This is a genomic window from Arsenicibacter rosenii, assembly GCF_001870735.1.
GTDB classification, from domain to species: domain Bacteria; phylum Bacteroidota; class Bacteroidia; order Cytophagales; family Spirosomataceae; genus Arsenicibacter; species Arsenicibacter rosenii.
Map to the genome: position 1 here is coordinate 262,922 of NZ_MORL01000001.1, position 18,987 is coordinate 281,908.

Here is an 18,987-nt window from a genome sequence, read left to right on the forward strand (position 1 = left end):
TTTTCAATAGCAGACAGAAACCTGTCTGCTTACGGCCTAAAGCTTTGCCTGCCTCGGTTCGGCAGCCGGCGTACTGTCGGGTTGTGCGGGGCGGGCACTGCCCGGCTGCTCAATCGGTTTGATGCTTTGTAAGGTTACCATGCGGCTTACTTTCACATCCCCGTCCGGTTTCAGGAAGAGCAATCCGGTGGTGGCCACGGTATCCCCCACCTGTATCCCCGATAAAATCTGGATGGTACTGGCTGACCGGATGCCCGTTGTGACGTCTTTGAAAACCGCTTTTCCGTTTTTGACCAGAACGACCTGTTTGCTGCGGGTTTGCGGAATAACGGCCTGGGTCGGTACAATCATACCCCGTTCGTTCTGAATGGTAAGTGTGACCTTCGCAAACGAACCGGGGCGCAGCTGCGACTGCGTATTGTTTACGCGGGCACGGATACGGAGGTTACGGGTTGCTTCGTCGACGGCCGGTTCCAGGGCATAGACCTGACCGGTAAACGGTTTAGCGAAGGCATCCACCATAAACCGGACTTCGCTGCCCTGCTTAATGGAGGAACCGTATTTTTCCGGAATCGAGAAGTCGAGTTTCAGAGACGATGTTTGCTGCAGGCGGGCAATCAGCGTGTTGGGTGTTACATAAGCGCCTAAGCTGACGTTTCTGAGCCCGATGACCCCCGAAAACGGCGCCCGGATTTCCGTACGGCGCAGATTGGCTTTGACTACCTCAATATCGGCCGAAGCACTTTTGAGGTTCGTCACAACGATATCATATTCCTGCTGGCTGATACCGCCCCGGGCCAGCAGCTGTTTGTTCCGTTCTTCGATACGGCGGGCGTTTTCTTCCTGTACGATCAGGCGCTGAAGCTGTGCTTTCAGGTCGGCGTCATACAGTTTTATCAGCAATGTGCCGGCAGCAACGGGCTGGCCTTCGCGGATATTGAGCTGGGTAATGCGGCCTGAAACTTCCGGAAAAATGTCGACCTGTTCGTTGGCCAGCAATGAGCCTGTTGCCACGACTTCTTCTTTCAGCGCCTGCTGAATAACGATAAACCCGTTTACGGAAGTAGGGCCGCCGCCGCCGGGGCCGCCTTTGCCTTTGCCATCACCCCCTTTTCCGCCTTCTGCGGCCTTCCCGTCAGGGCCTTTTTCTGATCCTTTCTTAAAATACTTGTTGTACACAAAAAGCCCGCCGACGATCACAACGACAAGGCTTATAGCGGTCCATCTTTTCACGTTTATGCTGGAAACGATTCGTTAACTGAGTGCTAAACCGGAAAAACAACTGTTTGTTCAGGTCGGTAGCCGGCGCGTTTCAAATCCCGGAAAGCACTATTTCACCAATATTTAAACGGAAAGTTATCCTTTATTCCCCGACCAGGACAACCAATCTATAGTGAGAATATACTAACGGCTGGTTTTCATAGATGGAATAGAAACACAAATCGACCGGAAACAGCCCCCCAAAAGACCACAAACGGGGGAGTTATTGGCCGGTGACAAAAACGGATGAACGGGGGTTAATTGGCGGAATAATGCAGCAGATAGGCAATGAGCCGTTCAAACCGGAGTTGCTCGTGGGCGTTCTGAGTCTGCCGTTTTAATTCAAACCGGTATCGGTCAATCAGCCCGTCAAACTGAGGACTGTGGTTGAGGTGAGCGGCAATCAGTCCTTTGTAACAGCGGTGGGTCTGGTTATACAAAAACTTGCAGGGCTGATCGGGCTGACTGTTCAGCAGGGTATCAATAGCCTGTACGCTGCGGGTCTGGTCCAGAAAGGAAAAGCCCTGCTTCAGGAAAAACGATTCAACGTCCGCGCACAGCATTTCCGGCGATTCGCCCGGATTGAGTTTATACCGGAAATAAGGCATATCCCGGAATTTACCGATAGAAATAATCGTCGTATTGGCGTGGTCACGGTATTCGGGGGTATTCCGGAGAAACTGCTGGGCTATTTGCTCGACCTGCTGGTTACGGGTACCGAATAAAATATCAACCAGAATCTCGTTCTGGTAAAAAGAAGGAGAAAAAATGACGTTTTGAAAGCCTGTAGCCGTAATTTTGCGAAATTGTTTTTGATCAGCCAGTAACAAATAGTGGTGATCGGCAAAGAATTGCGACAAATGCCGGAAGAGGTTAGTTTCGAACGGGGAGTTCATGGTTGGCATAGGCGTAATTGTTTGCGAAGGCTGATGAAATGACAAAATAACTCATTAATAAAAAATAAGTTTGCTCAATCCCGCAATGCCTATCGTACGAAACCTTTACCTGTTATTGTTCTTTCTGGCTGGTCTCTCAACATCATCTCCGGCACAATTGGGCCCAACACACCCGACACAAACCATCCGTGGGCATGTCCTGGACGCCGACACAGAAAAACCGCTGGCGGGAGCCGGTCTGCAGCTCGAAGATGCCACCCAGGTCTATAACCTCACCTCCGAAGCCGATGGTAGTTTCCGGATGTCGAAACTGCCCGTTGGCCGCTACCAGCTGACCTGCCATTTTGTGGGCTATGAGACCCAGATCGTGCAGGAAATCCTGCTCGAATCGGGTAAGGAACAGATCATTGAGGTACGGCTGACGCCCGGCAACGAGACCCTGGCCGAAACGGTGGTGAAAGGCAACCGCCCCGATAATACCGTCAGCAGCATTCAATCCATTTCGACCGAGCAGATTCTGCGGTTTGCGGCTACCTATTTCGATCCGGCACGGCTGGCTACGTCTTTTCCGGGCGTTGTGAATACCAATGACCAGGCCAATAACCTGTCGGTACGGGGCAACTCACCGGCGGGTACCATCTGGCGTCTCGAAGGCGTTGACATCGTAAACCCGAACCACCTCAGCAATGCCGGTACCATCGGCGACCGGCCAACCTCCTCGGGTGGCGGGGTGAATATCCTGAGTGCCCAGCTCCTGGGCGCCACCCGCTTTTTGTCGGGCGCCTTTTCGCCCGAATACGGCAATACCATCGGCGGCATTCTCGACATGCGTTTCCGGACGGGCAACAACGAAAAACACGAATTTACGGCGCAGGCCGGGCTGATCGGGCTGGATCTGGCCGCCGAGGGTCCGCTCAGCAAAACCAAAGGCTCGTCGTATCTGGTCAACTACCGCTACTCGTTTACGGGCCTGCTCGGTCTGATGGGCGTATCGTTCGGCGGCGAAAATATCAAGTTTCAGGACCTGTCGTTTAACCTGACCCAGCCGCTGAAAAAAGGCGGAAAGCTTACTTTTTTCGGAATGGCCGGCAACAGCAGCAACGACTTTAAAGCCCCCGAAGACCCTGCCGTAAGGCTGGAAGACAAGGATCGCTACAACATTTATTTCAGCTCGCGGATGCTGGCTACCGGCCTGACCTATAGCCGGGCGCTGACCGACCGTTATTCGCTGAAGGTGTCGGCCGTGGCATCGGCAAATACCAACAACCGGTTTCAGTCGCCCGTAGAAACGATGCCGGCGAATATACCGGCTTATGTACGGGACCGCTCGACCAACGGCCGGGCCACCGTTCACGCCGCCCTGACCCGCCGTATTACGGACCTGCGCCGGTTGCAGACGGGTCTGTATGTAACGCGCTGGTACGGATCGGCCGGTTTGTGGCAGAGTCAGACGCCCTTTACCCCGCCGCCACGGCAGGGACGGGTGCAGGAAGGTGTCTTGCAGGCGTGGCTGATTCAGCCCTACGTCAATTACCAGTGGACGCCGAATGAGGCGGTGATGCTCAACGCCGGCTTTCACGGCAACGTATTTACGCTCAACAGCAAGAGCCTGTCGCTGGAGCCCCGGCTGTCGGCCCGCTATGCGGTCAACGCCATGAACACGCTGACGTTTGCCTACGGCCTGCACAGCCAGACACAGCAGCCCATGACCTACATTGCGGCCAAAGGGTTGCCGCTGGACGCGGTCAACGGCATCAGCAATACTGGTCTTGGGTTTACCAAAGCCCACCACGCCGTTGCGGGGTATACCCGCGCCCTGACCGAAACGTCGTCACTGAAAGCCGAGGTCTATTACCAGTACCTGTTTAAGGTGCCGGTGTCGGTGCATGCCGGTAGTGTGACGTCGGCGCTGAACCTGATCGACATCAATGAGTTTGCGGCCCGGCCGGAGCAGCTGGCCAATACCGGCAAAGGCCGGAACATGGGGCTGGAGCTGACCTATCAGCGTTTTCTGACCAAAAGCTACTACCTGTTACTGACCGGTTCGGTGTATGACTCGAAATATCAGGCCAACGACGGCGTCTGGCGGGATACCCGGTTTAACGGACGGCATACCCTGGCCCTGACCGGCGGCAAAGAGTTTACGCGGCTAAAATACGGCAGCACCCGTACATGGGGTGTCAATGCTAAGATCACGCAGCTGGGCGGCTACCTCGACCGCACGATTGATGAGCTTGCGTCAAAAAATGCAGGGCAGACCGTATACAAAGGCAACGATTTTGATGTCCGTCTGCCGGATTATTTCCGTGCCGATGTCCGCGTCTACTGGCGGAAGAGCAAGCCTAAATACAGCCGCACCTTATCGCTTGATCTGCTGAATGCTACGGGCACGAAGAATGCGGCATACAACTATTTTGATGCGTTGCAGGGCAAGGTGGTGCAGCAATACCAGCTTGGTCTGGTGCCGGTGCTGAACTACCGGTGGGAGTTTTAGGGCGGTACCGGATAGTGAAAAACCAAACTTTTTTCAGTAGGTTTGCGTTCATAAGATACACGCATACCTGGGGGCGACCGGAATTGACAGCTTGCTGAGGTCGCGTGTAAGCATGCCGGGAGTGGGCGACAGTTCCCGTCTAAACAAATCGTCGAACAATAACTGGCGAGTATAACTACGCCATGGCTGCTTAATCCCGAGCGGATAGCATAGCCATTGTCTCCCCGGCCTACGTGCTGCTGGCTGGATCAGGAGGCATCGACACGCAGCGCTGGCCCGGCTAATGGTCTTGACACCGGGTAAGATCCTAAGACCTAAGGTTTCTGGTCGGCCTGACGCGAGCCAGCCTTAATCCCGACAATCCAATCGCTTCTAAGCATGTAGAAAGCACGACGGGTTCCTTGACTGGACGAGGGTTCAACTCCCTCCGCTTCCACTCATCAATTAGCTGTAAGTCAACGACTTACAGCTAATTTTTTGCCACAAAGAAAAAATGGCAGAAAAAAATGGCAAAAAAAGTTGTACAAAACCATGATTGATGGGAAAAAGTACCCTTTCAGGCTTCCACGACTATCTAAACCAGACGATAACGACCTGACCAAACAATGGGTCGTAGAATACGGAGTCTGGTCCATCGCCAGGGAAAAAATCGTACGCAAACGGATTGTTTTAGCTGCTGAAACGGCTGGCCGATGCTCTCTATGGCATCAAGCCATATTACGGATTTCTCTGTTTACCTCCTTCTGGGCGTTTTTGAGTTCACGCCAGCTATCGGAGCCTTTTTCGCCGGCCGCCTCCATATCGCGGAGCTCGGCGTTGATCTGTTTTAAGGTCTTCGAGCGATTCTTTGGAGCTCGCGGCATCGATTTCGAGCCTTAGTCTGGCAATGTCTTCAAGCGTCATTCCTGTAGAAAAGAAAAGTCCGGCCGCAATGTGTGGCCGGACTTTGGAGCTTGGAAGGACAGGGATTTAGTGCGCTTCTGTTGATTTATATGTATTTACTCTGTCCGAAACCTTTCTCCAAATAAGACCATTTACTGAATTAGTATTAAGCAGATCAAGTTCATATTCGCCTTTGAAACGATACATGGTGTCGCCTAACGAGCTTTTTACTCTAGCAAAGACTATACGATTCAAATAGCCTTTTTTTAATACTTTTTCAATAGTCAACTGAATGTCTTCAGACTTGCTATATTCTGTTATTATCTTTTCATCATTTGAAATTAAATTGTTCCATTTTTCATTAGCATAAAGCTTAGGAAACCAAAGCGATTTATTTAATTCTGTAGGATGTTGAACCTCGCCATACTGAAGGCTATAGTTCTTAAATGACTTACCGAAACAGCTTGCTGCTTCATGTTTTCTAAAGAAAGAGCAATCATCAGAAATATCTATAAAGCCTTTACCAATAAACTTTTCAGGGCTATAGTCAAACTCAATATCCCAAGGAGAGAATGAAGTAGAGTCAACCTTTTTTTGTTTTATTCTCTGAATTACTTGATCAATTTCTGCATTGATAGCTTCAATTTTTTGTGTGACATCGATCCTTATGATTTCATGACCTGTTGCGTTGATAATATCAGCTTCTCTCAATCTATCTTCGTCTATCAGCTTTTTATGATATCCTTCATCGACTTCAATATGTATTTGCAACTGTGGGAAAAAGATATCCGTTAAGGCACGTCCATCAGGTCTGCTGACATATTGTTGTGTTACAAACTTTATAGAGAGGTCATTGAGGAGATGCCAGATTCTTGTGACAACATAATGTTCAAATCTCTTTTTTTGTGCTTTAGCAAGCTGGCGGGTAATATAATCAAGCTTGTTCATGGGGTGATTTAAAGAATGAATGATGGAAAGATTCTGGATGAGTAATCCCCAAGACCAAATGAATTTAGATTCAATTTATACTTATAAGCTCCGGAATTTATAAAGAAAGATTCTCCTGAATCGTTTTAAACGTCAAAAAGCTGACTTTGGCCTGAAAGTTCTTTTTGATGTCGCGCATGATCTTCGATTTGGTGTCGTTGTACCAGCCACGGCCACGGCAGTAAACGGTTCCCTTGCCCCAACGGCCAATGGCAATGCCCCACGTTAACCGCTTCAGGGCAATGTTGGCCGTTGGGATTTTTTACTGTTCTGATACCCCGGCACGTAGGCAAACCGCCCGATGCCGACCTTTTCAACATAGCTCTGAATGGCTTCGACATACTCACCGGCAGGGTTCGGCAGGGACGACGGCGGCATTCATATCCTTGACGCGGCCGAAGACAATCCTACCCTTTACCTCACTCCACCCTCCTCATCATCACCCGCGCCTGAGTAAACCGGCGGGCGCGGGCGGGCCGGTATCCGAGGTTGCAGGGAATGAAACACCCTTCATTGATGCTGACGGGATTGATCCGTATACAGGAATCAGGTGTTTGCTGAGCAGGTCCGGATGGCCGGGCGTTCATTCGGCCCATGGATTTCACCGTCAGGATTGGACGGTCAACATGGCATTACTGCCCGGGCCATGTCCCTACACTTTTGTTTGTCGCTTACATACACTCAATCGGTGCTTATGCCGATGCGTTTACCTTCGTCTTCCCGGTTCAGTAGCTTCCCGTCCGGATCCAGAACAACAGCTACAGGCCGGAAGCGGACCGGCAGGACAGCACTCAGCTTATTGGCCGTTGCCGGCCACAGGATAAACCGCTGTTGCTGTCCGTCGGCACCGGTAATCTGCACCTCTACCGGTGCCTGAAACGGAAGGGCGGTGCTGCGCCCATGCCCGTCTTCGCGGTATTTGATCACCTGCCCGCTGAGGCTGACGGTATACCACCCGCTTGCCCGGCGGCGGGCGGTAGCGGAGCGCAGGCGGAGGTCATACGTGACGATGTCGGTAAACAGCTCCCGGATTTTGGTTGAATCGGCGGGGGTAGCCTGCGCGTAGAGCGACCGTAACAAATCAAGGGCGGTCGGTGGATGGTTGGGGTAAGCATTGGCCGCATAAAACTGCCGCAGGGCCTTATTGATGCGGGTTTCGCCCATCTGTCTGTATAACTGATACATCGCTACGGCCCCCTTATCATACGACAGGTGGGTCTTGTCGGGATGCAGGCTGATGAGCGGGTCTTCCGGCACGGCATGCCGGTTTTGCCGGTAAATATCCTTGTGGACATGAACACGCTCCGGCAGACAAGCTTCGCTATAGAGGCGTTTGTAGACCATCAGTTCGGTATACATCGCGAGGGTTTCCGTCAGGAGCGTGCTGCCTGCCCGTTCGTCGGGGCTAATCCGGTCATTGCCCCACCACAGGTGCGACAGCTCGTGGCTGACCATTTCGGCCAGGATGTCGCGTTGGGGAGAATGAGTCAGTAGATTCTGATAGCCAAACTGTTCGCGGCAGAACAGACTGCCGGGGTAGGCTGTGCCCGCAAACCCCTGCGCCGCATCCGAAATCTCGGCAAACCGGATGGTTTTGTGCGGCGACGGGCCAAACTGCGCAGCGGCATAGGCCAGGCTTGTACCGGCCACCTGCAGGAGGTGCCCGATGTTCCGGTCGTGGTCCGGGTGAAAATACGCCTCAATGGTTGTGGTGCCGACTGTCTTTTTCCGGACGGCGTACCGGGCTGAGGCCACAGCAAACCGGAACGGAATCGGGGCCGCACTGCGGTAGTGAAAACAGGTACGGTTGCCGGTTGTTTGCCGGGAAAGCAGTTCGCCGGTACTGATCACGGTTTGCGGCGCTTCTGTCGAAATCAGGGCATCGAAGCGGATAAACCCATGGTCAGTCGCGGGTAGTGCCTTGAGTGGCTTCAGGGCAACGGGCGGTAAATGCCGTGCCTTCCGTTCGGCAGGATCCGTGATCTCGTTATCGGGCTCATACCCCAGTTGCGGGAAATACCGGCTGATGCGTATAAACGAACCGTTCGCAACGATGGCATTAAAACCCGCCGGTGTATTAAACACAGAACCGGGGTAGCTAAACCGGAATACGACCCGTACGGAGTCGTCAGGGCGCAGAGCTTTATGCAGCCGGAAAACGGTATAGCCAAAAGCCTTGTCCTGCCGGATCCGCCGGCCGCCGACCACACCAACGGCATGCAGGGTCACGTCCTGACTGGTGTGCAGATACAGGGTGTCGATTGGCGTACCTGTTTTGTTTTTCAGTTGATACGCGCCGCTGACCTGATACCGTCCTTCGCCCGGATACAGATCGATGGTTGTCTGAACCGCCACGGGGGTTGGCTGCGGGTAGTGTTTCAGAAACCCGTAGGTTTGTTCATACGCCAGCTGCCAGTCGAGCCGTTCGCGGCGGCTTTGGAGGTCGGTATGCCGGGCGATGAATCCGCCGGTGCTGAGGGCTGCCACCAACAGACAGGCCGGCCCGATCAGGTGCGGAAACGAAAGGGTTTGGCCCGGCCTGCGGATGATCCGGATGAGCGCAAACAGCAGCAGCGTAACCAACGTCCAGAACAGCAGGTGAAAACCGAAGCCGGTCAGGGTCCGGTCAAAGCCACTCATATCGCTGTAATGCCCGCGAAATGTATTGGCGAACCGAAGCAGCGGATGCCGCAGGCCGGTAAGTGGTCCGAGGGTGGTGTGTGAAACCATCAAAACCGCGCCCGACACGGCCATCGCCACATACCGCCGGTTAATCAGGACCTGCAAACAGACAACGAGCCCGGCGTTGAGCATCAGCGGGGCACCGATGAGGTAAAACAGGGATGCATACAGCGCAGGCCGGATCGGCGCATTCGCTTTCAGGAGCTGGATAGCGATACCAGTCAGCAGGCTGAGCAGAAGCAATAGTATGATAATCGTGCTGATAGACAGCCATTTGGCCGTTAGCCGGACGCTGCCGGAAAGGGGCGTGCTGTTCTCCAGGAAGGCAAAACGGGTAGCGTGACTGCGCCAGTACAATTCGCTGCCAAAAATCAGGATGGCAAACAGGCCCATCATCGGAAACGCCGACAGGATATTCCGGACCATGAGGCTGGTAGTGGCCAGTTTCTCCGGCATCCGGCTGCTGGCTGCTACATCGCTCAGGGTTTCAATCAGCAGAAAACCGACCCAGCCCAATGCAATGATCAGGAACGGAATACTCCTCAAAACACTGCGTAAATCAGTAACTAACAGCTGCCACAGACAACGCAGATCATAGGCAACACCCAGCCCCCCGGGCAAAACGGGACGATAGGTGGTAATCCCGGATAACCGTTTATCCGATTGGGGGCGACGGGCCGGTAACTGCTGCCCCGTCGTAAGCCGGAAGAGGCGGTACGCCACAACGAGCAACAACCCGGACAGGCCCAGGACTGCCACCCGGTTGATGAGCAGGTTTCCCGTCAGGCTCACCAGCTGATGATTTCGTTGCCAGGCTGTCCAGTGCTGCGTCTGGGCCAGAAATCCGGCTATTCCGAACGGATCCAGCAGGGCTGCGCGTTGGAGGGTCGCCTGCGAAACAGGGTCGCTGTTCGCAATCAGCGGAGAATTGGTGTAAAACGAAATGCCCCAGTACAGGAAATAGAGAAAAACGCCCGCTACGTAGACCAGCAGTTTTTGCCGTGTGAGCAACCCGATACAGCAGGCCAGGGCGGTGCAAAGGGCAATGTTGGGCAGCAGGAACAGCAGAAAGGGCGACAGGTAGTTAAGGGTCCGGAACGGACCGAGGGTATCGGCTCCGCCTGTTTTCAGCGCATGCCCTGCGCCAAGGCCTGCCAGCAATAAGGCGTATCCGGCGGTCGTCAGGCCGAAAATAACCGAAAACCGGCTCAGCACATAGGGGCCCTTGCGGATGGGTGTGGCAAACAGGATGGCGTCGAAGCGGGCATCCTGTTCACGGAAAAGGGTTTGGGCTCCCAGCAAGGTAGTAGAAAAAATGGCCGGCAGGGAGGTCAGACCAATAATATAGGTCAGTACATAGGGGCCGTTTACAAAGGTGTCCGGAAAGGGGAAACGGGCGCCGGTGCCCATAAAGGCACCAAGCAAAAGGTAGGCTGCCAGCAGGAGCAGGAGGCTTTTTTTCCGGGCAAAGAACTGCCATTCAAAGCGGAGGAGGTCAGCAAACATGGGAGGTGTTCTGGTGCAGGGTGATGAAATAAACGTCTTCTAAATCAGCGGATTTGGGCGTAAACGCCGCATCCGGTTGTGTATCGGCATACACGCTGATATACGGTTTGCCGCCGTGAAGCCGCGTCGAAACAACGCGGTTAGTTTGCTGGAGGGCAATCAGCTCATGGGCCTGTACGGCTTTCGACCATACTTTACCGGCAATGGCGTCAACAAAGGCATCCGGTTTACCGGCAGCGATCACCGACCCGTGCTGCATGATCGCCATGTGGGTGCAGAGGTTCCGGACATCCTCCACCAGATGCGTCGACAGGATAACGATGATCTGCTGCCCGATTTCGCAGAGCAGGGTATTGAAGCGGTTGCGTTCTTCGGGGTCCAGACCGGCGGTCGGCTCGTCGACGATGATGACCTGCGGGTCACCGAGCAATGCCTGGGCAATGCCGAACCGTTGGCGCATACCGCCCGAAAATGTACTGACGGCTTTGTTGCGGTGGGCATACAGATTGGTTTTGTCGAGCAGGGCCAGAATCTGTTCTTTGCGCAGGCTACGGTTGCGGATGCCCTTCAGAACCGCCAGATGGTCCATGAGCGTATAGGCCGATAGCCCCGGATAGACGCCGAAGTCCTGTGGCAGGTAACCAAGCTGCTGTTTCATAAAGGTCGGATTGGCTACCAGATCGACACCGTTGAGGGTTATACGTCCAGTATCCGGCAACTGGAGGCCGGCCAGCGTACGCATGAGCGTAGACTTACCGGCACCATTCGGGCCCAGCAGTCCGAACATGCCGTTCGGGATGGTTAGTGAGATGTCGTTGAGGGCTTTAACCGAATGGGCATACGTCTTCGAGACGTTCTGCAGGAGTAACGTGTTCATCGTTGTTCAGTAATTATTGGCAATAGCATTCCCCGCAGCCGTTCAGCTGTTAATTTTTTTAAAATAAACAGGGAGACAGGGTATAGAAGAAGGGCAGCAGAACCGCTCTTTCATTCTTTCACACTTTCGCTCTTTAATCCACTTCGTCCACAAACTCCAGAATATCGCCGGGCTGGCAGTTCAGGGCTTTGCAGATAGCGGCGAGCGAGTCGAAGCGGATGCCTTTGGCTTTTCCGGTTTTCAGAATAGATAGGTTGGCCGGCGTTACGTCCAGAATTTCAGCCAGTTCCTTTGACTGCATTTTGCGTTTGGCCAGCATGACATCCAGATTCACAACAATCGGCATAATTAAAAGATTAAGTCCTGTTCTTCCTGCAGGTGAAGGCCTCTGACAAAAATCACGGCCATGAAGTAGGCAAATATCCCCAAAACGGTATGTAAAACCGACAGGATAACGACAATTTCTACTTCGTACCGGGTCGCCACGTGATAAACCAGAAACGGCAGCGGCAACAGAAAGTTGAGCAGATAAAAGATTCGCAGCCGCCTGACACCGCGCTCCGTAAAGAGTTTCTGCGCCCGGAAAATCTGGAAAATATTGCCCAGCAGCCAGAAGAAAAGCCCGTATAGTGCAATAAAGGCAATCATTTCGAAGACATACATAAACCCTGAATCATCTCCGATCAGAAAGCGCTGATTCGTAAACGGGAAGTTGATCACAAACCGGCCTTCGCCAATCGGATGCACAAGGGTGTCGCGGAACGCGAAACAAAGCAGGCAGTAGGCTGCCGTTGCCAGGTAGGGGATGGCAGCCGCTCTGGACAGAAACAGTAAGGCCGAAGCCAGCATTCGTACTTGTTGCATTGTAGTTGTTGTTTTTACAAACGTACTAATTAATTATTGTAAAACAATAATTAATTATGTTTTTGCGGTAATTTTATGACACTTGGCGCCATAACTGCCTTGTTTGGTAGAACTGGAATTATTATAAATTATAAAAGCAGGATGCATTGTTACCGAAATATATTGTATGGTCCTATAAATAGTAATTAATTTACAATCAATTCTTTAATTTATACAAACGTTTAAGTGTGTGTCCCCTGACAGGCATAGGCATTTGTAACCGTAACAAGATAAGACTCCGTAATCTGCTACTATTGTATGCCACGTGATAAACGTGTATCCATAGCCGGCAAACCGGCTAACCCGGAAGCTATATCCGGTAAATTCTCATTTCAGAAAACAACGGCCGGTATTGCCGTACTCTGGCCGGCCGGCATTGGGTCAGAACGCATGTCAGACTTTATGATCTCTGATGCCAATCCGGCATTCCGGCAATTCCTGACATGCCCTCCCGATCCGGTTTCCGGCATAAGGCTTAGCGAATTACCGGCTGCCATCTCCGCAAACCTGATCAACGCCGCCTCCAACGTCATGCTCGACGGGGGCATACAACGGTGTCTCATCGGTAATCAGGTAGCATGTACACTGACAAAATCCGGCGAAGGGGTTGAGGTGATCTGTCTGCCGGCGCCGGCAGATCCTGCTCAGACCACCGGCGGCAGGCAGCTGCAACCACCACCGGATGCGGCACCTGATCAGATCTGGAAGCGGTTACGCTTATTGCAGATTCTGCACGAATGGTTGTTGGAACAGCATCAGGAAGAGATGCAGCTGAGCGGGAGTTTTCTGAACCAGATATATGCATTGATACCCTGTAACCGGATAACCCTTCTTCGCTTTGATCCGAAAACGGATACCGCTGAAATCGACCGGCGGTTGTTGAACGGAGTGCTGGAAGAAACACCGGAAAAGGGGTTATCGGCCGGTTTCTTCCGCGTTCCGCCGTTGATCAACGGAGACATTTTACTGGACAATAACCTGCTGCACGATACCTATAAAGAGCTGGGAGATTGGAACCCTTATGCGCGTGGATTCCGGTCTTTTATCATGGTGCCCCTTTTCAGAGATTATCATTACCTGGGCGTTTTTGCCCTTTTTTCGACGCAACAGTCCTTTTTTACGGAGGCACATATCAACCTGCTTAAGGAAATAGCCGGGCAGTTGTCGATTGTGTTGCTGCAGAAAAAGATACACAAGGAAATAAGGGAGCAGAATCAAAAACTAGAAATCAGAGATACGGCGCATATCGAAGAAATCAAGAAACTCTCTCTTGTACAAAAAAATATTCTTGAACTGACTGATGTCGGCATCATTGCTTTCAATGCCTTAGGGGAAGTAGACATTGCCAACCCTGCTTCCGAACGGATGCTGGGTAGCGTTGCCGGTGGGTTGTCGGCGAAAAAGAGTGAAGGAATTTTTTCAGACTTTTCATTTGATATCACAACCGCATCCGGCGAGAGCGGCGAAACATTATCCTACCGGGCCATTTTGTCGCAACTAATCCACATCGGCCATTTTCAGGCCAAGGGAACACTACAAAATAAGCAGGGGGATAAATTGCCAATATTGTTAACGGCCACTACACTTCTGGATGAACACCGGGAAAAATCCGGTTTTGTGGTGATGTTGTCTGATATGTCCAGGATTGTTGCGGTTGAAAATCAGCTGCATGAGCGGAATCGCTTACTGACTGCCTTCTTCGACAGTACGGCGGCCCTGCATTGTGTTACGAATAAAAAGGGCTATTTTGTTTTACTCAACCCGCTCTGGGAAAAAGTACTGGGTTATTCGCTGAGCGAGTTGATGGCAACGCCCTATATCGACTTCCTGCATCCGGATGATGTAAAAAAGACGTTAAGCGCTGTTGACGCGTTTCTGCAACATAAACTGTTACAGAATGATACCACGTTTGTCAATCGCTACCGGCACAAAAATGGCGGTTACCGGCTCATTGAGTGGACGAGCAGCCTTTCCGGAGAGGTAATGATCAGCTCAGCGCGTGATATCACAGATCAGCATATCATGCACCAAAGGCTGAAGGCCATCAACCGGCGCTTACAACTGGCTACTAAAGCGTCTCAGCAAGGAATATGGGAATATAATGCCCGGAAAGACCGGTTTATCTGGGATAAACGGACCTGCGAAATCTATGGTGTGTCGCCGGAGCGTATGACAAAAGGGTTTAGTTTCGGGGATTTCTATGCGCTGATTCATGAGGAGGACAAGCCTGTGTTGCTTAATGATTTTGTAACGCTGGGGGAAACAATAAACTACACCCGGATTCTGCGTATTCCGTTACCGGACGGGCGGATACGGTTTGTTGAAAATTATGGCTTGCTCCTGACCGATAAAGATGGCAAACCGGTGAAGGCAACCGGCGTTGTGGCTGATATAACGTCCCGTATGGAGGCAGAGGAAGCATTATTGGAAAGCGAACAGCGGTTCCGCGAGATTGCGGATAATGTGGATGAAGCCTTTTTTATTTTCACGACCAATCCGTTTCAGTTTCTGTATGTAAATGCTGCGTATGAACGGCTGTGGGGGGTGAATAAAAACCAGTTTTACAAAAATCCGGCGCTACTGGCCAACGCTATTGCTACCGATGATCTGCCCCTTGTCAGAACTTTTTATGAGCAAACCATGGCAGGAACCGAAGGGCAGGTTGAGTTTAGAATTAAAAGTAAAGCCCACGTCTGGCAGTGGGTGCTGATGCGGATATTCATAAAACGCGACGAACAAGGCAAACCATTACGGTATATTGGGTTAGCCAGTGATATCACCAGCCGTAAAGAAAAAGAACTCGTGCTGCATGAGGCGCTGGTCAGGGAACAGGATCTGAATAAACTCAAATCGCAGTTTGTCTCTACGGCTTCGCATGAGTTCAGAACGCCATTAATGACGATGCAGACCTGTATCGATCTCATTAAATGGTATGTTGAGCGCCCCGACGCTTCAGCCAAAGAGGCTATCTACAGGCAACTGCGCATCATGCAGGATGAAATAAAAAGCTTCAGCGAGCTGCTGAGCGACATTCTGACCGTGGGGCGGATTGATGCCGGCAAAGTGACGATGCACCTGGCGGATGCCGATATGGTAAACGTAGTGAATGGAGTAATTTCAACCCATTTTGCCCGCAGAAATGATAATCGTGAAGTCAGTTTGTTCGTAAAGGGAACCCCATATACCATACCCGTTGATGAAAACCTGATGACGCATGTTCTGGTAAACCTGCTGTCTAACGCCTTCAAATTTTCGGCTGAAAATCCTGAGCTGACACTGGATTTCTCATCGGCAAGCCAACTGGTTATCACGGTGCAGGACCGGGGAATCGGGATACCGGCCGCCGAGTTGCCGTCTCTTTTTCAGGCATTTTTCCGCGCCAGCAACACGGCGGCTATTCAGGGTACGGGGTTAGGTCTTGTCATTGCCCGTCAGTTTGTTGAATTGCATCAGGGCGTGCTGACTGTTGACAGTATAGAAAAGCAGGGAACTACATTCACCATCCGATTGCCCCGGAAAACAAAGATAAACCTGTCGTAACATAACGTACATGAAGCATGAATGAACGGATACTGATTATTGAGGATGAGCCACCTATCCGCGACAATATCGCTGAGCTGCTGACTATTTATGGGTTTGAGGTATACACCGCTCAAAATGGCCGTGAAGGCATAAGCCAGGCGCTGATCACGTCACCGGATCTGGTACTGTGCGACATCATGATGCCGGAAATGGATGGATATCAGGTATTAAATGCGCTCCGGGATACGCGCTCGCTGTCGGGCATACCCTTTATTTTTCTGACTGCCCGGGCCGAAGCGTCTGACTTTCGCAGCGGAATGAATGCCGGAGCGGATGATTACCTGACTAAACCGTTTACGATTAACGACTTACTACAGACTATAGACCGAAGACTGAAGCGGGATGCACAACGGAAAGCCGACATTCAGGCGCGCCTCAGTGCATATCGGGAGTCAATTACCTCCATCTCTTCGCATGAATACAATACGCCGCTCAGCGGAATTATCGGGTTTGCGGATTTATTGAGTACCAATTTTCGCGATTTTGACCCGGAGTCTTCGGTTTCTATGTTGCACATGATCAAGCAAAGTGCCCTGCGCCTGAAGCGTTCGCTGGATAATAACCGGCTGATGTCCATTCTGGAACACATGCATCCGGCGCATGAGCATTATGCCTGGTATTCGACCGGGCAGAGTTCGCTGACAGAAGAAAAGGTGGTTTGTCAGCTGGAGGATGCGATGGAGCGTCAGGATATACACCCGGAAAGTAAGGTAACGGTTCAGCCGGGGTGCCTGGCCATTGCCGGAGAACATCTGAAACTGATTATTGACGAACTGATTGATAATGCCGTCAAGTTTACCACCGGAAACAAGCCTGTACTGATTCAGGGAAGCATAACCGGAGAGCGGTATACCCTGTCATGTACCAATACGGGGCGGGTATTCAGGCAGCAGGATATTGACCGGATCGGGCCATATGTGCAGTTTGACCGGGATAAGTACGAGCAGCAGGGGTTAGGCCTGGGCCTGGCCCTAATAAAAAAAATACTTTCGTTTAACCGGGGCGAACTGGAAGTCAATGCCTCAGAAACCGGTGAAACACAGGTGGCTGTTTCGCTTCCGGTCTGCCAGACCGGATTGCCCCGGTAGGGGATAGGGGATACAACTTGTATCCCCTGATGTTTTTTTTAATAGCTGGCAGACAAAGGCACCAGTTTCGCCCCCAGATCGGGCGTTTTCATGTCTTTGTCGAACGGGAACATCGGGCGTTCGATGCGTTTGTAGGGAAGCCTGAACAGATCCTGATCGACCCCGCCGGGTGTCAGGGCCATAATCCAGTCTTTCTGCATCGCATACAGCTCCGGCTCAAGGTAGCCGATTTTAACGACCACAATGTCGGCTTTGCGGGGTTCCAGCCCCAGGCGTTTGAAATCGTTTTCCTTGTGGTAAGGCTTGCGCTTCTGCGTGACTATCACATGCACACTCCCGACCTTCACCACAACCTCAACCTCCGCATCGCGGTCGCCTTCGACAATGGCCTCGACCGTCCCTTTCAGGCGGACCGGTCCGGCAAAGCGGGCATCGACAGCGGCTCCGGCCAAGGCATCTACCTGACCGCCAACACCTGCGGCCTTTGCTTTCCGGATAAAGTCAGGACCGGGAATGGATGCATAAATCAGCGCCGGGCCATCGGGTTTCTGAAATTCGGGTCGTGCCAGGATCTGTGTCAGCGTCCAGGTCACATCACCCGCACCGCCTGCGGTCGGGTTATCGCCGGTATCGCTGATGAAAAACGGTTTTCTGGCGCTGACAACCGCCTTGGCCAGCACGTCTTCCAGCTTACCGACCGGCGCAACAAAGTCAAACTGACCGCGTACGTTCCACATGGCAGTGGCCAGTTTTTCGGCCGTTTGGGTTACTTTCGCCTGATCGTCGCCAACGACCATCACGGCCGCGTGGTTGCGTGGTTCGTCGGCCCAGGCATACCCAATCCAGATACCGCCGTCCACGATGCCGTCCTGCCCGTCGACGGCCGGAGCGACCTGTTGATACAGGCTTTTACCGGGTTCGATGCGGGTACTCGTTTTTTCGCCCGGGAGCAGAATCGGTACGTTGATCAGGGCCTTGTAGGCCGGTTTGCCTTTACCGCTGTTGAGCCGGTTAATGAGGTTGGTTACAGCCCGTTCTTTCGTCTGCATGGCATCTTCGTGCGGAGCCATGCGGTAGGTCGTCATCAGGTCCGTCTGCTGCGCCAGTCGCCATGAAACGTTGCCGTGCAGATCCATGGATGTCGACACAAGGGTATTATAACCAATCACCTTCCGGATGCGGGTAATGAGATCCCCTTCGGGGTCGTCGAGGCCCTGCACACTCATTGCTCCGTGAATGTCGAAGTACAATCCGTCGTAGGGTGCGTATTTTTTCAGGGAGTCCAGCATTTTGTGCACCAAAGATTCATAGGCTTCCCGCGAGACAATACCACCCGGCAGCGATTTCCCGACGATGGTCGGCACCCAGACGGCTTTTTTGCGCATGGGTGACATGGGCATCATAAACGGATAGGCGTTAAACACTTCACCGCTGTAACGGGCATGAAACGCCGGCTCGAGTGTAACGGCCGGCGAAAACGTGCTGGATTCAATACCAAGGCCGGCAATGGCAATGCGCGGCAGGCGGGCGTTTGTCGACTGAGCATAGCCGGTCTGTGCAAAAGCCAGGCATCCCAGTAGAGACGCAACATATTGCGTCTCCGCGCCGAATAGAAGGCGGCGTCCAAAGCCTAAGGGTGATTTCAGGGTACGTCCGAAAGTAAACCATAGCATTCGTTTCATAATGCAAATCCGGGTTTCATGTGAGCTATTTTGCAATATAGGCCGACTTTAGCTTAGAAATTGGTTAGCGGGCACAAAATGACGGCCGATACATGGATGGGTACGGAAAATTTTGGAAGATGAGACGCCACCAGGAGAAGATGAGACG

The 18,987-nt window shown here is 52.3% G+C and carries 13 protein-coding genes and 1 other RNA gene; 4 read left to right on the forward strand and 10 right to left on the reverse strand.

What is annotated here, in order from left to right:
• Nucleotides 1-36 precede the first annotated feature (36 nt).
• Together BLX24_RS00955 and BLX24_RS00960 are read right to left on the reverse strand one after the other, a co-directional pair.
• Entirely contained in the window at nucleotides 37-1,233 is a 1,197-nt protein-coding gene (locus BLX24_RS00955) for an efflux RND transporter periplasmic adaptor subunit (protein WP_083421736.1), read from the reverse strand.
• A gap of 284 nt (nucleotides 1,234-1,517) precedes the next feature.
• The gene (locus BLX24_RS00960) at nucleotides 1,518-2,165 is read right to left on the reverse strand and encodes a hypothetical protein (protein WP_071501213.1); all 648 of its coding nucleotides are present in this window, start codon (nucleotides 2,163-2,165) and stop codon (nucleotides 1,518-1,520) included.
• Between the two features lie 76 nt (nucleotides 2,166-2,241).
• Between BLX24_RS00960 and BLX24_RS00965 the strand changes: the two genes are divergently transcribed.
• Together BLX24_RS00965 and ssrA are read left to right on the forward strand one after the other, a co-directional pair.
• Nucleotides 2,242-4,650, forward strand: coding sequence for a TonB-dependent receptor (locus BLX24_RS00965; RefSeq protein ID WP_083421737.1), 2,409 nt, complete (start codon nucleotides 2,242-2,244; stop codon nucleotides 4,648-4,650).
• Between the two features lie 69 nt (nucleotides 4,651-4,719).
• Nucleotides 4,720-5,089: a transfer-messenger RNA gene (gene ssrA / locus BLX24_RS00970) on the forward strand.
• A 268-nt stretch (nucleotides 5,090-5,357) separates the two neighbouring features.
• On the opposite strand, the gene BLX24_RS32535 is transcribed toward ssrA, so the two are convergent.
• The 7 genes from BLX24_RS32535 to BLX24_RS00995 all read right to left on the reverse strand — a co-directional run bounded on the left by BLX24_RS32535 (nucleotide 5,358) and on the right by BLX24_RS00995 (nucleotide 12,448).
• Entirely contained in the window at nucleotides 5,358-5,513 is a 156-nt protein-coding gene (locus BLX24_RS32535; RefSeq protein WP_177225751.1) for a hypothetical protein, read from the reverse strand.
• 106 nt (nucleotides 5,514-5,619) lie between these two features.
• Nucleotides 5,620-6,480 (reverse strand): AbaSI family restriction endonuclease, encoded by an 861-nt coding sequence (locus BLX24_RS00975; protein WP_071501214.1) that lies wholly within the window; start codon nucleotides 6,478-6,480, stop codon nucleotides 5,620-5,622.
• A gap of 273 nt (nucleotides 6,481-6,753) precedes the next feature.
• Nucleotides 6,754-6,897: a hypothetical protein gene (locus BLX24_RS33365; protein WP_218160665.1), complete on the reverse strand. Its 144-nt coding sequence runs from the start codon at nucleotides 6,895-6,897 to the stop codon at nucleotides 6,754-6,756.
• A 303-nt stretch (nucleotides 6,898-7,200) separates the two neighbouring features.
• Complete coding sequence (locus BLX24_RS00980; RefSeq protein WP_071501215.1) at nucleotides 7,201-10,707, reverse strand: M1 family aminopeptidase; 3,507 nt, start codon at nucleotides 10,705-10,707, stop codon at nucleotides 7,201-7,203.
• Entirely contained in the window at nucleotides 10,697-11,584 is an 888-nt protein-coding gene (locus BLX24_RS00985) for an ABC transporter ATP-binding protein (RefSeq protein ID WP_071501216.1), read from the reverse strand. The genes BLX24_RS00980 and BLX24_RS00985 overlap by 11 nt, the downstream gene beginning before the upstream one ends.
• A gap of 133 nt (nucleotides 11,585-11,717) precedes the next feature.
• Nucleotides 11,718-11,930, reverse strand: a complete 213-nt coding sequence (locus BLX24_RS00990) for a helix-turn-helix domain-containing protein (RefSeq protein ID WP_071501217.1) — start codon at nucleotides 11,928-11,930, stop codon at nucleotides 11,718-11,720.
• Nucleotides 11,931-11,932: 2 nt separating this feature from the next.
• Nucleotides 11,933-12,448, reverse strand: a complete 516-nt coding sequence (locus BLX24_RS00995) for a DUF2975 domain-containing protein (protein ID WP_071501218.1) — start codon at nucleotides 12,446-12,448, stop codon at nucleotides 11,933-11,935.
• Between the two features lie 297 nt (nucleotides 12,449-12,745).
• Between BLX24_RS00995 and BLX24_RS01000 the strand changes: the two genes are divergently transcribed.
• Nucleotides 12,746-16,027 (forward strand): PAS domain-containing protein, encoded by a 3,282-nt coding sequence (locus BLX24_RS01000; RefSeq protein WP_071501219.1) that lies wholly within the window; start codon nucleotides 12,746-12,748, stop codon nucleotides 16,025-16,027.
• Between the two features lie 17 nt (nucleotides 16,028-16,044).
• On the forward strand, nucleotides 16,045-17,157 hold the full coding sequence (locus tag BLX24_RS01005) for a hybrid sensor histidine kinase/response regulator (protein ID WP_071501220.1): 1,113 nt from the start codon (nucleotides 16,045-16,047) through the stop codon (nucleotides 17,155-17,157).
• 38 nt (nucleotides 17,158-17,195) lie between these two features.
• On the opposite strand, the gene BLX24_RS01010 is transcribed toward BLX24_RS01005, so the two are convergent.
• Nucleotides 17,196-18,839 (reverse strand): M81 family metallopeptidase, encoded by a 1,644-nt coding sequence (locus tag BLX24_RS01010; protein ID WP_229201664.1) that lies wholly within the window; start codon nucleotides 18,837-18,839, stop codon nucleotides 17,196-17,198.
• Nucleotides 18,840-18,987 lie beyond the last annotated feature (148 nt).